The following is a 17,596-nucleotide window of genomic DNA, read 5'->3' on the forward strand; positions in this document are numbered from 1 at the left end:
ATTTAATGTTTGAAGAGAAACAACATCAAAATACTAAATGGTTCTTAAGTGGAGATTTAAAATTACGTCAACAGGATTTTGGAGATGGAAGTATAGGTGTTTGGGTTTCGATTCATAAATTCAATGTTTGTTTCACAATGATCGTATATGATTTTATTGAATGGTGTCGGGAGTTGGATATAGATTTAGAGGTTGATATGAGTTGGAATAATCATAGGGGTTTTGTGATTAAGAATGAGGATCAGGCGTTGCTCAGGTCAGAAATAAAAAGATTCATAGACATAAACAATTTAAAGCCTAGTGAGGATGATGAGGAATTTTCTGACGATGAGTGGTATTCATAATATAACGTCAAACATTTTCATTGAAAAGTGATGCGATTAAGGCTACCCAGTGCCAAATGAATAACTTTACATCATCATTACCGACATAGCCTTTGTTCTACCTATAGGAAGTTTTCATGAATTGAGATGTACGTACAGATTGTTTTGAAAAAGTAATCCTAGTTAACGCACTAGCGTTTACGTCAAACAGGTCGATTATGGCCAGATACCGCCATGATTGACCTGTTTTTTGTTATCTTCGTTTTCTTGCTTCTTTTTTTAATTGAATCGCAACTTCAAAATACGCTATTTTAATAGTAAAGGCGAAGGGTATAGAGGAAAGTATTCGAAATCCGTTGCAACAATAATAGCGATAGATTCAACGATGTGTATGCTGCAAGAAGAAAACCGATCATTCGTCACTACGGGAAGGTTATGTGCGAATGGCTAACCACCTAGCAACAGGACAGTATGGAACATGTACTTAAGCAGTTTAAAATAACCGTTAGACTATTATCCAAGAGTAATGTTGGTACTACGAAGAATTGACTGACGAAGTTAAATGAATTTTTCGATAAAATCAACGTTGGAAGTATATATATGGGTGAAATAGGTTGCTAAAGTATTTCAACGATTAGAACGAGATTCTAAAAATACTTAAGTGAAAATATAATCGTGTATACTAATCTAACTGAGAACATGCTATAACATGGTTAAAGCAGATAGAAGGAAAACTAGATAAAAAAAGAGTTACTACTGTTTAATAAGGAAGATATTATTGGATAGCAATTAACAGAAGAGGAGCAAAAGAACCTGAAAAATCGAATGGATAACTTATTGCTTCAAATAAAATAGTTGACTAAGAGATTCATATAGTCATTGGGAAAATCCAAAAGACAGGTCGATATGATTTGATATCGGCCAGTTTTACTTCCCCAAATTTCCTTGTTTATGGTCAGACCACCATAATTGACCTGTTTTTAAAATCTTTCTAATCGTAAGAATTCTCTAGTCGAAATTTACTACTACGAATATTTATTTATTTTTATATGCATATTTATGCAATTGCTTATAAATGGTGCCGAAAATTTTTTCTAACGAATTCTGCAACAAACCGCTATTTTCGTCGCAGCGTACTTCAAATTCTAATAAATTCTGAAACAACAAAAACGGAGCCGCGCGGGTTTGCGGGCTCCATTTTCTAATTAATTCTGGAATATCACACTCTTTTGTTGTTGTTTTGTAATATTCCACAATTAATTAGACTTATTTCATAATTTGTTAGACGGTTGTTCCAAAATCTGTTAGAAAAAAGTTGATTTTTTTCAGTAAATTATGGGCAAAGGAAAGCCGCCCGACCTCTAAGCTTGCTCTTGGTAAGCCGTGAAACGGGGAGTGCCTAAAACCCCAAGGTGGTTGTCGAATCACAATCATAAATAAAAGCTCTGAATCTGTAGTCTTGAAACTTAAAAACCCGCAGGAAGGACACTTTTCATAAAAAATGCCTTCTTGCGGGTCACCGTTTAGATTCGGGGTTTTAATACACCTAGTCCCCGACTACCTACGATGTTTGTTATCTAGACCCTTGACTTGTTATTTCTTCGACGAAGTTTCCGTTTTGTGTTCAATAATTTGCAATACTTTTGGTTCAACAGCTTTTAACAGTTGTTCATTGGAAAGATTGCTTTTTGGAACATCGCCACTATTTTCGCCTTGAATTTGTAAATCAACCTGTGTTTTTGCAATGACATCAACCACTTGTTGTCTAGATACATTTTTAGATGCAGCAATTTCTACAACCGATTTACCTTTTGCTAATTCTTGCTTTAATTCCGTTGGGCTAATTTTTAGTAAAGAAAACAGTTTTTCATCATTTAAATAGGCATCAGCAAAGTAATCAGGCTTACCATTTGTAGAGAAGAAACCTTCTACTTTAATGTTTAATGGTGTGGTCTCCCCTCCGATCAGAGAAACACTGATTGTATTGCCCTGAACAAATACCTGGTAGAACGGTGTTTTTGATCCCTTTTTGGTGTAATTCAACATAAACGTTTTATGAACCGGGTTCTCCATTTGCTCCATAGCAAACTCGTATTCTCCGATGTCGCCATACATTTTATCAATGAGATTATCTACCCTGGACTTGATTTCCTGATCGGTTAAAGCAGTGAGCGGCTTCTCCCTAGGCTCCCAATTCTCTTGATTCACGTGTTCAATTGCACCCGTAATACCGTTTGTATGAAGGGTAATCTTTTTGCCGATTCCTCCTTTTTCGTGCAATGTGATGCTTGTTTGGACGCCTTGAACGCTGCTTGCATCGATAATCTCAAACGATTTTGTTTCGGGAAATGCGCTATACAGCTTCTCAAGTATTGCTTTGCCAACCTCATCCACCTTGACTTGCTCAGCCGTCATTGGTGCTCTAGTAAGCATTTCAATCAGGGGAGGGGCCGCAAATGCTGCGGTTGGAATCAAAATCGCGGCAGCAACTATTCCGCCAATTAATCGTTTTTTCATGGTTATTTTGCTCCTTTTTCGTTGCAAATAATGAGAATAGGATTGTTCTATTCGTTTGGAAATGGTTGGAGGACACGCCATTGTTTCTCCCTCTTTGTGCAGATGTTCACGAATTTTGCGTTCGATAGTCATTGATATTTTCCATCCTTTCCGGGGGGAGATTCCATAAGTTTTTTCGAAGCGACTGAAGGCCAGCATGATATCTGGACTTGACTGTACCCAGTGGAATATCGAGCAAAGTCGCAATTTCCTCAAGAGTATAGTCGTGAAAAAAGCGAAAGATAATCACTGTCCGCTGTTTATCGGTCAGATTTTGGATTGCCTGCGATATCATTTGGTTCGTCCCATCCATCAACACAGTAGGCTGATCCCAATGAGGCTCTTCCCGAGAGAAGGCACGAATGCGTTCAAAAATTCGGAATCTCCGCCAGTTCTTGACCCGAAATCTCTGTACTTGACGAATTACCAAGCCGTGTAGCCAGAAGCGGAAAGGTCGGTTCGTATCGTAGTTGACAAGCGAGGTCCACATTTGCATATAGATCTCATTCATGATATCTTCCCGATCCTGCTGATGATTCACCAGAAAGGAGACTGTCCGGTAGATGTCCTGATAGGTGGCATCATACATCATATGAAACGCCCGTTGATCACCATCTTTCATTTTTATAAGTAATTGGTACATGTATTCACTTTGCATTCAGAAGGCCCTCCTGAGTAAGCTGCTTACACACTATATTGTCTTTCTATCGGAATAAGGTTCGGTTCTCTTCTTATTTTTTTGAAAACGGTAGAATGCAAAAGGCTATCGATCCAACCAGGAGTACCGCAACCCACATGGACAAATTAGGATTCGTAGTCAAGACAATCCTTCTACTTAGGGGAAATCGAAATCAAATGCACTCAAAGGAAAAGGAGTCTCTGCAGAAAATAGCGCTTAAAGAAACCTAGCCATTATCATACAATACACATTGTATCAAGTCCTCGCGGATCGGGGCTGGATGTAATAAGCTTTTTCATGATCAAAAGTCTGTGAATATCTGTATATACTGTAAGCGGCTAAGATTTTTTTTCTAACGAATTCTGAAACAAACCCTTATTTTAGGCCCCGGGTGCATTAAATTCTAATCAATTCTGCAACAACAAAAACGAAGCCGCGCGGGTTTGTGGGCTCCGTTTCTAATTAATTCGTAAATATCAAACTTTTTTTAGCAGGTAGGCCGCATCTTTCCGCCTAAATCTCGCATTTTCTTTGTAATTTCGTTTGTTTTTTGCTAGAATAGGTTGCCAAGGAATGGCATGGCGGATACCATTTCCGTAATAGAATCGAGAGAGGGACGCTTCACACAGAAGCATCCTCTTTCGTTTTTTTGCATGTATAAAAATGGATGTCATTGTGAGACTAATTATATTTGGATTGAAGGAGCGGAACATGGAGGTAAAGGGCAGAATCCTCGTGGTTGACGATGAAATGCTGGTGCGTCAAGGAATTATCCATCTGTTGAACTGGGAAAGCGAAGGGTTTCAAATCGTCGGCGAAGCCGCTAACGGCAAGGAGGCGCTGGAGCTGGTTCATTTGCACCGGCCGCATATTATTTTGACCGACATTGTGATGCCGGTGATGGACGGTACAGAGCTGACGAAAGTCGTGAAGGCGATGTATCCGGACATTGAAATTGTAGTGTTGAGCAGCTTCGGCGAATTTGAATATGTTCGCTCGACCTTTCAGAGCGGCGTTGCCGATTATATGCTGAAGCCGAAGCTTGATGCCGCTTCTCTGTTGGCAGTGCTGCATAAAACGGCTCAGCGCATCCCCGAACTGCGGGGTATGGAGCTGACCGGAGAAAGTAAGCATTCCCTGGACTATATTCTCGATAAGCTGATTTCCGGCTATTCCATCCCGTACGACCGTCAGGAGCTGGAAAGCGCTCTTCCTTACACTGACTTTGCTCTATTGATCGCGGATGCGCAGCTGGGTTCGGCAACATTGCAACGCAGCGAAGAATGGGCCGAGGCCGTCATCGGAGCCACTGTGCAACATATGCAAAGTCCAATGACTGTGCGGCTGCTGTCTCTTCAAGACGGGCAAATCCGCTTCTTGCTGAACCTGGATCCGGAGGCCAAAGCGGCCGCCGCTCGTTTGGTCAGACAGCTTGCGGAAACTGGGGCCAGCTCGGGCATGGGCTTGTTTTTCGCGCTTAGCCGATTTTTTGCAGACATTGAAGCCATGCACGAGGTTTATACCAATGAAATTATGCAAATCGTCAACCACCGCTTCTTTTTGTCAAACCGGCGGTACTTGATTTTGGATGAGCTGAATGAGCAAGGGGAAAGCGTCAGTTTTGATATGGAAGCCTTTAATGCCGGGCTGAATCGCCAAGAGTATCCTCAGGCATTTGGGCGGCTGCGCAGCTATGTGCAGTCGATGCCCGGGCGGATGGACATGGACATGTTCGCGTTGAAATCGTCTTTAGGCCACTGCCTTTTCAATATTATCGTTTCCCTGCTGCATTTTCATTATGAGGCGGCTTCCTTGGATGAAAGCAAGTATGAGTATTTTCGTTCGATTCATGAGGCGGATCATATTACAGACGTGATTGCGCTGGTAGAAAAATTTTTGAACGAGGCAATGGAATGCGTCACTGGCAAAAAAGCCGGCTCGCCGGCCTTTCAAAAAATTTTACAGTATATCGACGAGCATCTTTCGGAACCGCTGACATTAACGGAAGTGGCGAAGCTGTTTCATTTTAACGCCTCGTATTTGTCCAATTATTTTACCGTTCATAATAAAGAAGGCTTTAACGAGTACTTGAACCGCATTCGCATCGATAAGGCGTGCGAGCTGCTGCGCGATAACTCGGCGCTTTCGATCGCAGAAATAGGCAGCCTGGTCGGCTATTCCGACCACAGCTATTTTACTAAAGTGTTTCGCAAGCTGAAGGGGATTTCGCCCAGTCTATATCGTAAAAATTAAATGAGGGGACAATCGGCTGCCAATGGGAATCCGTCTACGGAAAATCGCAGAACAAAGCTTATTTAGCAAAATTTTTATCGTCATGGTAATCAGTATTATCTCCATCACGATCTTAACCTCATGGGTGACTTTGCAAATGTCTAAAAAGCTGTTTGTACAAACGTTCAGTATCACAAATTCGAAGATTATCGACCAGATCAAAAGCGGTTTGGAATCGTTCCACTACTCCAACGTAAACATAGCGATTAATACAGCGCAAAGCGCTGCAATTAAAAACTATTTGACCTGGCCGGATATGGACTCTCTGACGGACAACAGGACTGTTTACAGCATGGAGGATCAGATGAACCGGATCCAATCGCGAATCGGTACCAAAAGTATTGGGATCTTGCTGCTCGGCGTAAACGGCAAAAGCTATATCAGCAACCGTGCTTATTGGTCCGGCTCTCCGCAAGACCTGCAGCAAAATCCGATTACGCAAAGCACGCTCAGTCAGCCTGGAAAGCTGCTATACAGCTTTATGAAAGATAAGGCTGCGAGTTCCGGCGAGCCTTATTTGGTCGCTTCGAAAGCGCTGTACATACCGGGAAGCGAGCAAATTTACGGCACGCTGTACATGATGATCAGGGAAAGCGAATTTAGCGGCAGTTACAACAGTTTTACGAGTACCGGCAATGATGTGATGATCCTCAATCAATCCGGAGTCATCGTCTCCAGCAATCGGAGGGAGCTTGTCGGGACGGTGTCAGACCAGCTGTTGGATAGCGCCAAGACGCTACAGCAAACGGGAGGGGCCAATCTGGAGATGGAAATAATCGGCAAAGACGTTATCGTGCTTGCCGATTATTTGCCGTTGTTTGATTTTTACATTGTGAATGTGATCGATAAAAATATGGTGCTCGGCCATATGCTCAACACGCAGGCGATCGTGCTTATTTGTACAGGCATCGTGGCGGCTGCAGTACTGCTCGTTTACTTCATAACGCGCAGGCTGACCAAATCACTGCGAACGCTCGTCAAGAAGATGTCGAACGTAACCAAAAACAATTTTAACAACTACATGACGGTCTCCGGCACCTACGAAACGAGGGAGCTAAGCAATTCCTTCAATTATATGCTCGACGAGCTCAATGATTATATCAGCAAACTTGTTGAAACCCAGAAGGAGCAGCGAAGGGCGGAGCTGGCTGCGCTGCAGCAGCAAATCAACCCTCATTTTCTGTATAATACGCTCGCTTCCGTGAACATATTAGTCCAGCGGGGCAGCAATGAGCAGGCTACAGAGACGATTCATGCGCTCATCTCGCTGCTTCAAAATACGATCAGCAATGTCAAAGAAACGATTACGGTTGAGCAGGAGCTGCAGAGCCTGAAGCATTACGTGTTTATTAACCAGGTGCGCTATGGCCACGGCATTAAAGTCGATTACTTCGTCTCGCCGGATTGCCTGATGGCGCAGGTGCCCAAGCTGATGCTCCAGCCTTTTATCGAAAATGCCTTTTTTCATGCTTTTCATAAAAAACATACAGGTTATATTTACGTCATCATCACCAGAGACCGGGAAACACTCGTCTGCGAGGTCGTCGATAATGGCGACGGAATGGAGCAGGCACCTTATGAGGAGACAACCACGAATCCGACCCATGCGAAGCAGCCGTTCACAGGCATCGGGATCCGCAACGTTCACGACCGCTTATTGCTGCTGTACGGCAAGGAGTACGGCGTTTCGATGGAGAGCGGATTAGGCCAGGGCACAAAAATTACCATTAAGATTCCGTGGATGACCGATCAGCCGGTATAAACACCTGCAATGCTAAAAAAAGTACAAATTCTAAAAATAGTACAAGTTCTAAAAAAATATGAGAATAAAAACGGATGCAACTCCAAAGAATAACACTAATTGATGAAAAGTAATTCCTAACAGGCCGTTTTTGAGGGATGTTATGATTACTTTGTAAGCATTTTCATAATCAATCAAACAGGGGGAGCAATATGAAAAAGAAACTTTCTGCAGTCCTGCTGTCGAGTCTTTTGCTGTTATCGGCATGCTCGAGCAATTCTGGCAACACGACGAAACCTTCGGATCAAGCGTCGCCCGGCACCAAGGAGATTACAGTCTGGGCATGGGACAAAAATTTCAATATCGCAGCGATGAAGCTGGCGGAAGAAGCGTACGTAAAGGATCATCCTGATGTGAAAATCAACATCGTGGAATACGCCCAGGATGACATTATCCAAAAGCTGAATACCGGACTTAATTCCGGCACGACCTCGGGTTTGCCTAACGTAGTATTGATCGAGGACTATCGCGCCCAGAGCTTTTTGAAAGCGTATCCCGATTCTTTCCAAGACCTGTCGTCTTCCATTAAAGCGTCTGATTTTGCCGATTACAAAATCGGATCGACCAGTCTAAACGGTAAACAGTACGGTCTTCCGTTCGATTCCGGCGTAACTGGATTGTATGTCCGCACCGACTACCTGCAGCAAGCCGGCTATAAAGTCGACGATATGAAGAACATCGATTGGGACAAGTTTATTGAGATCGGCAAAGCGGTAAAAGCAAAAACAGGCAAAGATATGCTGACGCAGGATCCGAACGACCTTGGTTTAATCCGCATGATGATTCAGTCGGCAGGCTCCTGGTATCTGAAAAGCGACGGCTCTACGCCGGATTTGAAAGACAATGCAGCGCTGAAGGACGCTTTCCAAACTTACAAAACTTTAATGTCCGCCAATATCGTGAAGATTACTTCCGACTGGAACTCTTTCCTGGCTGGCTTTAACAGCGGCGCTGTCGCAACGGTGCCGACAGGCAACTGGATCACGCCGTCAGTCAAGGCGCAAGCTGATCAATCCGGCAAATGGGCCGTCGTTCCGTTCCCTAAACTGAAAAACACAGCCAACTCGGTCAACGCTTCGAACCTTGGCGGAAGCTCGTGGTATGTACTGAATAGCCCTGGTAAAGAGCTTGCGGCGGATTTCCTCGGAAAAACGCTTGGTTCCAATGTAGATTTGTATCAAAAAATGCTGACCAATATCGGAGTTATCGGCACCTATAAGCCTGCGGCTTCGGGCGACGCTTATACGAAAGCGGACGAGTTCTTCGGCGGCCAGAAGATCAGCTCTGATTTTGCAACATGGACGACTCAAATTCCAAAGGTCAACTATGGCATGCATACGTATGAGATCGAAGATATTCTCAAAGTCGAAGCGCAGAGCTATTTGAAGGGTACGGATCTGAATAAAGTGTTGAGTGACGCGCAATCTCAAGCGGAGTCGCAAATTAAGTAACCCGTTACATTTCCGATCAACGCTGACCTTCGTTTTGCCGAATTGCACATGGCGAGGTCAGCGTTTCCATTTTTCTGAAGGAAAGGTTTGGTAGCCTTGAACTATACAATGAAAAACCGAGCAAAGTTGACGGGATGGCTGTTTATTGCGCTTGCCGTAATCTTGATCTGTATCTTTTACTTTTATCCGATGATTCAAGCCTTGCTGCTCTCCTTTAAGACCGGAGCCGGAGCAAACCTGCACTTCAATGGAGTCGACAATTACAAACGGCTGTTTAGCGATAAGACGTTCTTCACTGCGGTCAAAAATACGTTTATCTATTTGATCATTCAAGTGCCTATCATGATTTTGCTGGCCATGATCATCTCCGTGTTGCTTAACGACAGCAATCTGCGGTTCAAGGGATTTTTCCGCACGGCGATTTTTTTGCCATGTATCACTTCGCTTGTCGCTTATTCAGTCGTGTTTAAATATTTGTTTGGCAATGACGGTTTGATCAATCTGGCGCTGCTGAAGCTGCATATTCTCGCGCAACCGATTCAATGGATTTCCGATCCGTTCTGGGCGAAGGTAACCATTATTATTGCTATTACTTGGCGCTGGACCGGCTATAATATGATTTTTTATTTGTCGTCGCTGCAAAACATCGACAGCTCGATCTATGAAGCCGCTCGCCTCGACGGCGCTTCCTCGGTCCGGCAGTTTTTCAGCATTACGGTGCCATTATTGAAGCCGATCATTTTGTTTACCTCGATTACTTCGACGATCGGAACGCTTCAGCTGTTCGACGAAATTGTTAATATTACAAAAGGCGGACCAGGTAATGCAACCCTTTCGATTTCACAATACATCTACAATCTTTCGTTCAAATACTCTCCCGACTTTGGTTATGCCGCTACCGTCTCCTATTCGATTGTGGTCATGATCATCGTGCTGTCCGTCCTTCAAATAAAACTGGCAGGTGAGAATAAATAATGAACAAGTTGAAAAAGACCTTCATCTATGTGTTTTTGACCGCTGTAGCGATCATCTCGATATTCCCGTTTATTTGGATGGTCATCAGCTCGACGAATCTTTCCGTGGATGTCACCCAGGGGAGAATGCTGCCGGGAAGCCATTTTGTGCAAAACTTCACCAAGCTGGTGAACTCGGTCAACCTGTTCCAAGCTTTCGGCAATTCACTCAAAATTTCTTTATCGACGACAGTGCTGGCGCTGGTGATTGCCTCGCTGGCCGGTTACGGCTTTGAAGTTTACCGCAGCAAAGCGAAAGATGTCGTGTTCAACATTTTGCTGCTGTCGATGATGATTCCGTTCGCGGCGCTGATGGTGCCGCTTTATCAAATGTTTTCCAAACTGTCGCGAACGGCTCCCGCGTTGGGCGTCAATACGATCGTGGCGGTCGTGCTTCCGACCTTTACGACTGCGTTCCTCATTTTCTTTTTCCGTCAAAGCACGAAAATGTTCCCGAAGGAGCTGCTGGAGGCCGGACGCATGGACGGCTTGACCGAGCTCGGCCTGTTTTTCCGCATCTACGTGCCTACTATGAAGACAACTTTCGCCGCCGGGGCGATAATTACATTTATGTCCAGCTGGAACAACTACTTATGGCCGCTGATAGTGCTGCAGACCCCGGATAAAAGAACGATTCCGCTCTTAGTCTCGAACTTGGGCTCCAGTTATTCGCCGGATTTCGGTGTGATTATGACGGCTATCGTTATTTCCACATTGCCGACTGCACTGGTTTTCTTCCTTATGCAAAAACAATTTGTTGCCGGAATGGTCGGATCTGTAAAATAGAGTAAAGTACAAAAAAAGAAATTTTTAGGAGACGAATCGAATGGGTCATACGAAACCAAGCCTGGATTGGCTTCAAGATGTCAGCATTTTTAGAGTGAACAGGCTGGATGCTCACTCAGACCATCGCTACTATAGCTCGATGGCGTCCGCCACCGCCGGATTGCCGATGGAAATGCACCACAGCTTGAACGGCAGCTGGCATTTCAGCTATGCGGTTAATCCGGCAAGCCGGATTTCCGAGTTTTACGAAATGGATTACAATTGCTCCGCTTGGGAGCATATTCAGGTGCCGGGCCATATTCAGCTTCAAGGCTGGGGCCAGGCGCAGTACGTAAACACGATGTATCCGTGGGACGGGCTGGCCGATCTTCGTCCGCCGCACATTTCCCAGGATCATAATCCGGTAGGCAGTTATGTGAAACATTTTGATCTGCCTGCACATATGCAGGACAAGCCTGTTTATATTTCTTTTCAAGGCGTCGAATCGGCTTTTTACCTTTGGCTGAACGGCGAATTTGTCGGCTACAGCGAGGACAGCTTCACGCCTTCCGAATTCGATTTGACCCCGTATATCCGCGACGGGTCGAACAAGCTGGCTGTCGAGGTATATCAGCGCAGCACCGGGAGCTGGCTGGAAGATCAAGATTTTTGGCGCTTCTCCGGCATTTTCCGCGATGTGTATTTATTTACGGTTCCGAAGCACCATGTTTGGGATTTGCGCGTCAAAGCCGAACTGGATGACCGCTATGAAAACGGCACCTTGAAGGTGGATTTGGCGCTTCGCGCAGATCCGTCCGCTCCCGTTCATGCGCTGCTCGAATTGAAAGACGCCGCGGGCAGGACGTGTCTTACTGAAACGAACGAGTTCCAAAGCGGCATGCTGGAAGTGGTTGCTGAAGCAGGCCGCGTGCATCTGTGGAGCGCAGAGAGCCCGTATTTGTATTCACTGCAAATTTCGATTTTGGATGAGCACGGGGAACTGGTCGAAGCGATCGTGCAAAAGGTCGGCTTCCGCCGTTTTGAGATGAAGGACAAGCTGATGTGCCTTAACGGCAAACGGATTTTGTTTAAGGGCGTAAACCGCCACGAGTTCAACTGCCGCAGCGGGCGGGCGATCACGAAGCAGGACATGCTGTGGGATATCCAGACGCTGAAGCGCAGCAACATCAACGCCGTCCGGACCTCTCACTATCCGAACCAAACGTTGTGGTACGAGCTGTGCGACGAATATGGTGTCTACGTTATCGATGAGATGAATTTGGAAACGCATGGATCCTGGCAAAAAATGGGTGCCGTCGAGCCTTCTTGGAACATCCCGGGCAACGATCTGCAGTGGCAGGACATCGTCCTCGACCGTGCGCGCTCGATGTTGGAACGGGATAAGAACCATCCTTCCATCTTGATCTGGTCGTGCGGCAACGAGTCTTATGCGGGAGAGGTCATTTTGAACGTGTCGAATTATTTCCGCGAAACCGACCCGAGTCGGCTTGTCCATTACGAGGGCGTATTCCATAACCGCAAATATGATGCGACCAGCGACATGGAGAGCAGAATGTACGCGAAGCCGGCGGATATTGAAGCCTATCTTCAAAGCCAGCCAGCTAAACCGTACATCAGTTGTGAATATATGCATGCCATGGGCAACTCTGTCGGTGGCCTGCATAAATATACGGAACTGGAAAACAAGTACCCGATGTATCAAGGCGGCTTTATTTGGGACTATATTGACCAAGCGTTGGTGAAAAAAGACCGTTTCGGACGCGAATATTTAGCTTACGGCGGCGATTTCCAGGATCGTCCGTCCGATTATAGCTTCTGCGGCAATGGCCTTGTATATGCGGATCGGCAAATCACGCCGAAAATGCAGGAGGTTAAATTCCTCTATCAAAATTATAAGCTGGAGCCGACCCGTACGCATATCAAAATCGTTAATGAAAGCTTGTTCACAGGAACGGACCATCTTCTATTAGAGTATAGCCTGTATCGTGATGGCAAGCAGATAAGGATATGGCAAACCAATGTCGACGTAGAGGCGCAAAACCAAATTAGCATCCCGATAGAACTGCCCCATATGGAAGAGGTACCCGGTGAGTATTGTCTGCAAGCTTCGCTGAAGCTTAAAGAGGCGCTCCTGTGGGCCGAGGCCGGATTTGAGGTCGCTTTTGGCCAAAAGATTGTGGCAATCCAGACTCCATCCGATCGCAGTCTGCCATCCGGAGCTCTTAAAGTGGTCGAAGGCGATGTAAATATCGGTGTCATGGGCAAGGACTTTTCCGTTCTATTTTCCAAGCAGGTCGGATCGCTGGTATCAATCAGATACAGTGGTCGCGAAATGATCGCCGTACCACCGACGCCGTTATTTTGGAGGGCCACCACCGATAATGATAAAGGGACGTCGCTCGGCTTCACGGCAGGCGCTTGGTACGCAGCGAGTTCAGCGAGAAAATGGGCAAAGGTTGAACTACAGCAAACGTCGGAAACGGCAACCGTCTCGTTTGAGTACACGTTCAGCATCCATTCCGAAATACGTGTTAGAACGGCCTACACGGTGTACGCGGATGGAGTCATCCGTGTGCGTACCTGCTACAAAGGAGCCGAGGGGCTTCCGAATCTGCCTATCGTTGCTCTATCTTTCAAGATGACGTCTGAGTATAACCAATCCGAATGGTACGCAATGGGTCCTGAAGAAAACTATATCGACCGCGCTTGCGGGGCGCGCTTAGCTGTTTTCAGCAGCCCGGTCGATCAATTGCCTTCGCGTTATCTCGTTCCGCAGGAATCGGGCAACCGCACTGGCGTCCGAAGCGTGAAAATAACCGATGCGAATGGACTAGGGCTTATGATCAAAGCCGATCCGCTTGCTCCAGTAGAGTGCAATGTATCTCCGTATTCCGCTTTTGAGCTGGAGCAGGCTAATCATCATTGGGAGCTGCCGGAGGTGCATTATACGGTCGTAACCGTGGCGGGCAGACAAATGGGAGTAGGCGGAGACGACAGCTGGGGCGCACCTGTGCATGATGAATACTTGATACCGTCAAACCAGGATTTGGAATTCGAATTTTATATTTGCGGGATTACTGTGAAGGAATGACAGACATCGAAAAAATTTGCTTCAGTAAATGAATCACTGGGGCTGCCGAGAACTGCGAAAAATCATTTTGAGTTAAAAAGAGCGAGACTATGGGGTTAGATTCCCCGCCCATCTCGCTCTTTTCCTTTCACCATGATCCATTTGAGGAGAATCTATATCGTAATCGGAGTGAGGGAGAAGCACTATGAATATCTATTACAACGAAAATCAGCAGATGTTCCATCTGCAGTCTAAGGATATGAGTTACATCATACAACTGGTGAACGGATATCCGTCTCATGCATACTGGGGAAAGAGACTGGATCAGGATGGGAATTTAGACGATATTCTGATGTTGCAGGAGCGATGCTCGTTCAGCCCTAATCCGGTGCCGGACGACAGGAGCATCTCGCTCGATACATTGCCGCAGGAATATCCACAGTATGGAACTAGCGATTTCCGCCATCCGGCTTATCAGGTACAGCTGCAGGATGGGAGCCGGATTACAGAGCTGTTATATAGAACGCACCGAATCGTAAGGGGCAAGCCTGCGCTGGATGGGCTGCCGGCTGTCTATGCCGAGTCGGAACAGGAAGCGATGACACTGGAGCTGGAGCTGATCGACACCTATTCCGGATTGCTGGTTATTATCAGCTACACGGTTTTTAAAGCGTTCAGTGCCATAACACGATCCGTACGATTTGTCAATAATGGGCACCAAGCTCTGAATCTGCGCAGCGCGTTGAGCGCAAGTGTCGACTTTGCCGATGCCGAGTACGACTGTTTGGTTTTAACAGGCGCCTGGGTAAGGGAAAGGCACATGCAAAGAAGTCATCTCACTATGGGTGTCACTACAAAAATTGAGAGCCGTCGCGGCTCCAGCAGCCATCAGGCGAACCCGTTCATCGCCTTGCTCCGGCCGGACGCAGGCGAAGATCAGGGGGACGTGTTCGGGTTCAGCCTCGTATATAGCGGGAATTTCGCTGCTCAAGCCGAAGTGGATCAGTTCGCTACGGTGCGGGTGTCGATCGGCATCAATCCGTTTGATTTCGTTTGGCTGCTGGAGCCGGGAGAATCGTTTCAAACGCCGGAAGCAGTGCTTGTCTATTCGTCCGAAGGCTTGGGAGGCATGTCGAGAACGTACCATAAGCTGTACCGTACAAGGCTGTGCCGAGGGGTTCATCGCGATAAGGAACGGCCGATTCTGGTGAATAACTGGGAAGCGACATACTTTGATTTCAACGCTGACAAAATTGAAGCGATCGCAGGCGTTGCCGCTGAGCTTGGGATTGAATTGTTCGTGCTCGATGACGGCTGGTTCGGCAAACGCGATGACGATACTACTTCTCTCGGAGATTGGACGGTCGACCGCAAAAAGCTGCCGAACGGTCTGGAAGATTTGGCTGCGCGTGTAAATAAGCTTGGACTTCAGTTCGGTCTATGGTTTGAGCCGGAGATGATATCGCCAGAGAGCGAGCTGTATCGCCTTCACCCGGACTGGTGCCTGCATGTGCCGGACCGGCGCAGAACGGAAGGACGTTGTCAGCTCATTCTCGACTATTCTAGACAAGATGTCAGGGAGTATATTTTTGACGCGCTCAGCGACATCTTCCGAACGGTTCCCGTCGCCTATGTCAAATGGGATATGAACCGCAATATGACGGAGATTGGTTCCGCTGCGCTGCCGGCGGAACGCCAATCCGAAGTAGCGCACCGGTATATGTTGGGACTTTATGGGCTGTTGGAGAAGCTGAGCGGAACATTTCCGAACATCCTTTTCGAGAGCTGCTCCGGCGGAGGAGGCCGGTTCGATCCGGGAATGCTCTACTATATGCCGCAGACGTGGACAAGCGACGATACGGACGCAGTCGAGAGACTCAAAATCCAATACGGAACCAGCATCGTCTACCCGGTCAGTGCGATGGGTTCGCATGTTTCCGCGGTACCGAATCATCAGGTGGGCCGCATCACGCCGCTTAGGACCAGGGGCGACGTGGCAATGTCCGGCAACTTCGGATATGAGCTGGACCTGACCAAGCTATCTGAAGAAGAGAAAGCGGTCATAAAGCGGCAAGTGAGCGATTATAAAGAGCTTCGCGGGCTTGTTCAGAGCGGTGACTTGTATCGGTTAAAAAGTCCGTTTACCGGAAACGAAACGGCTTGGATGTTCGTTTCGGAAGATAAGAAGAAAGCAGTCGTGTTCTATTTCCGGGTGCTGGCGGAGCCTAATGCTCCGCTGCGGAGGCTGCAGCTTCGCGGTCTGAATGCGGGCTTCGATTATCGCGTCAGCCAGCTCGGTACCAGCTACCGCGGAGACAGGCTATTGCACTTCGGGCTGAATCTGCCGCAGATCGACGGCGATTATGCCAGTGTTTGGTTTAAGCTGGACGCCGAGTAACGATACGTTTAGTCTCAGCAAATGTAATTGGTAAGGGATCAGGGATCAGGGATATGCTGCATATTAATTCAAATTCTAATGAACGGAGTCACGCGAGTTTGCGGGCTCCGTTTTCTAGTTGTTTATGGAACATCTCACTTCATAAAGATTTCTTGAAATATATAGCGGATTCATCATAGCCCATCGCATTATCATTTTAATTACAGGAACACCGAGTCTGCGAGTTCTCAATTTTTGTTTTAATAGAAACGAATGAGGTTTCAATATGTGAGGTGCACTAACGGATAACGTTAGCACCATGTCGGATGACACAAACGTTTATGGGCTTTAACACGAGAAGATTATCCAAGGAAATAGAAGGGTTTCTACAAAGGAAATGTACTTAAATTGTGACCTTCATAATTATATCTTTATGTGATTGATATTTATGTGGTAGTAATTTCCCCCCGAACAGAGCTAACAACTGTCTCGGGGGTTCTTTTTTTCTGTCATCAAGAATGCCCCGCCCCGTCAAAACGGCTATTTGTTGCGTCTTGTTGCACCTTATCAATAGCCTGTTTAGCTGCGCAACACGTACCTCCAGCTATATTCTCAAATTCGAAGCTCCGGCGCGGGCATGAGTATCCTGCACGATCACCCAGCAGTCGGACAGTCCGTTTAAAAGCGGATTTAGGTAAATAACAAAAATCATACAGAAAGACCTAAAGATTCTTAAGGCCTGGAATGGAGGGATCACAGTACAGTGTAAGCATCCATGGAGCGAAGCTCTTAATGGGAATGAAAGCGGTTTATTGTGAGCGATCATCTCCTGTCTGCCAAAAAGCTCCACATAAAATTCCCTAATGGGGCCGCTTCTACTACCGTGAAGGTGAACAACGTTGCCAAGTTTGCGGTATTCGGCGTCGATCAGACTGCAAGCCCGCTAGCTCCGAACCGACGGTCAACTTGAGTGACCTGGCGGCACACTGGGCGGAGTCCGATGTCAAACAAGCGATTGACCTGGGAATCGTCAGCGGTTATCCGAACGGTACGTTCAATCCGGATCGATAATCGCCAACGCCCTGGGCCAGTCAGGCGAAAAGGCTGCAACCACAGAGTTTGATTCGAAAGGTAGTATGAGGAAACGAGAAAATGAGAGCAGTTTATGCAACTCATCAGGACTGAAGGGGGGTGCTTCTACAATACGTACCGCGAGTAATCTATTGGCTTCTCCAGGTGAGTACGAAC

General features: G+C 46.5%; 11 protein-coding genes. 9 read left to right on the top strand and 2 right to left on the bottom strand.

Features of this window, described 5'->3' with window-relative positions; all coding sequences use genetic code 11:
- Window positions 1–5 precede the first annotated feature (5 nt).
- The gene (locus ACFQ88_RS10735; protein ID WP_379454084.1) at window positions 6–344 is read left to right on the top strand and encodes a hypothetical protein; all 339 of its coding nucleotides are present in this window, start codon (window positions 6–8) and stop codon (window positions 342–344) included.
- 1,572 nt (window positions 345–1,916) lie between these two features.
- On the opposite strand, the gene ACFQ88_RS10740 is transcribed toward ACFQ88_RS10735, so the two are convergent.
- Window positions 1,917–2,972, bottom strand: coding sequence for a hypothetical protein (locus ACFQ88_RS10740; RefSeq protein ID WP_379454085.1), 1,056 nt, complete (start codon window positions 2,970–2,972; stop codon window positions 1,917–1,919).
- Entirely contained in the window at window positions 2,947–3,537 is a 591-nt protein-coding gene (locus tag ACFQ88_RS10745) for a sigma-70 family RNA polymerase sigma factor (RefSeq protein ID WP_239633514.1), read from the bottom strand. The genes ACFQ88_RS10740 and ACFQ88_RS10745 overlap by 26 nt, the downstream gene beginning before the upstream one ends.
- Window positions 3,538–4,269: 732 nt before the next feature.
- On the opposite strand from ACFQ88_RS10745, the gene ACFQ88_RS10750 reads away from it, so the two are divergent.
- From ACFQ88_RS10750 to ACFQ88_RS10785, 8 genes are all read left to right on the top strand, one after another.
- Complete coding sequence (locus tag ACFQ88_RS10750; protein WP_379454086.1) at window positions 4,270–5,811, top strand: response regulator; 1,542 nt, start codon at window positions 4,270–4,272, stop codon at window positions 5,809–5,811.
- Window positions 5,812–5,833: 22 nt separating this feature from the next.
- Window positions 5,834–7,612, top strand: a complete 1,779-nt coding sequence (locus ACFQ88_RS10755; RefSeq protein ID WP_379454087.1) for a sensor histidine kinase — start codon at window positions 5,834–5,836, stop codon at window positions 7,610–7,612.
- A gap of 191 nt (window positions 7,613–7,803) precedes the next feature.
- The gene (locus ACFQ88_RS10760; protein ID WP_379454088.1) at window positions 7,804–9,102 is read left to right on the top strand and encodes an ABC transporter substrate-binding protein; all 1,299 of its coding nucleotides are present in this window, start codon (window positions 7,804–7,806) and stop codon (window positions 9,100–9,102) included.
- A 108-nt stretch (window positions 9,103–9,210) separates the two neighbouring features.
- Window positions 9,211–10,077: a carbohydrate ABC transporter permease gene (locus ACFQ88_RS10765; protein ID WP_239633518.1), complete on the top strand. Its 867-nt coding sequence runs from the start codon at window positions 9,211–9,213 to the stop codon at window positions 10,075–10,077.
- Complete coding sequence (locus tag ACFQ88_RS10770) at window positions 10,077–10,901, top strand: carbohydrate ABC transporter permease (RefSeq protein ID WP_239633519.1); 825 nt, start codon at window positions 10,077–10,079, stop codon at window positions 10,899–10,901. Before ACFQ88_RS10765 ends, ACFQ88_RS10770 begins: the two co-directional genes overlap by 1 nt.
- Before the next feature lie 40 nt (window positions 10,902–10,941).
- Window positions 10,942–13,992, top strand: a complete 3,051-nt coding sequence (lacZ, locus tag ACFQ88_RS10775; RefSeq protein ID WP_379454089.1) for a beta-galactosidase, LacZ type — start codon at window positions 10,942–10,944, stop codon at window positions 13,990–13,992.
- A 184-nt stretch (window positions 13,993–14,176) separates the two neighbouring features.
- Window positions 14,177–16,369, top strand: a complete 2,193-nt coding sequence (locus ACFQ88_RS10780; RefSeq protein ID WP_379454090.1) for an alpha-galactosidase — start codon at window positions 14,177–14,179, stop codon at window positions 16,367–16,369.
- Between the two features lie 945 nt (window positions 16,370–17,314).
- Window positions 17,315–17,419 (top strand): S-layer homology domain-containing protein, encoded by a 105-nt coding sequence (locus ACFQ88_RS10785; protein WP_379454091.1) that lies wholly within the window; start codon window positions 17,315–17,317, stop codon window positions 17,417–17,419.
- The last annotated feature ends 177 nt before the right edge of the window (window positions 17,420–17,596 follow it).

Source organism: Paenibacillus sp. NPDC056579, assembly GCF_042793215.1.
Taxonomy (GTDB): Bacteria; Bacillota; Bacilli; order Paenibacillales; family NBRC-103111; genus Paenibacillus_S.

Bases quoted from the DNA above. Each gene is read 5' to 3' on its own strand.
- ACFQ88_RS10750 (WP_379454086.1), top strand. From the start codon at position 4,270: ATGGAGGTAAAGGGCAGAATCCTCGTGGTTGACGATGAAATGCTGGTG.
- ACFQ88_RS10755 (WP_379454087.1), top strand. From the start codon at position 5,834: ATGGGAATCCGTCTACGGAAAATCGCAGAACAAAGCTTATTTAGCAAA.
- ACFQ88_RS10745 (WP_239633514.1), bottom strand. From the start codon at position 3,537: ATGCAAAGTGAATACATGTACCAATTACTTATAAAAATGAAAGATGGT.
- ACFQ88_RS10765 (WP_239633518.1), top strand. From the start codon at position 9,211: ATGAAAAACCGAGCAAAGTTGACGGGATGGCTGTTTATTGCGCTTGCC.
- ACFQ88_RS10740 (WP_379454085.1), bottom strand. From the start codon at position 2,972: ATGACTATCGAACGCAAAATTCGTGAACATCTGCACAAAGAGGGAGAA.
- ACFQ88_RS10735 (WP_379454084.1), top strand. From the start codon at position 6: ATGTTTGAAGAGAAACAACATCAAAATACTAAATGGTTCTTAAGTGGA.
- ACFQ88_RS10780 (WP_379454090.1), top strand. From the start codon at position 14,177: ATGAATATCTATTACAACGAAAATCAGCAGATGTTCCATCTGCAGTCT.
- lacZ (WP_379454089.1), top strand. From the start codon at position 10,942: ATGGGTCATACGAAACCAAGCCTGGATTGGCTTCAAGATGTCAGCATT.
- ACFQ88_RS10770 (WP_239633519.1), top strand. From the start codon at position 10,077: ATGAACAAGTTGAAAAAGACCTTCATCTATGTGTTTTTGACCGCTGTA.
- ACFQ88_RS10760 (WP_379454088.1), top strand. From the start codon at position 7,804: ATGAAAAAGAAACTTTCTGCAGTCCTGCTGTCGAGTCTTTTGCTGTTA.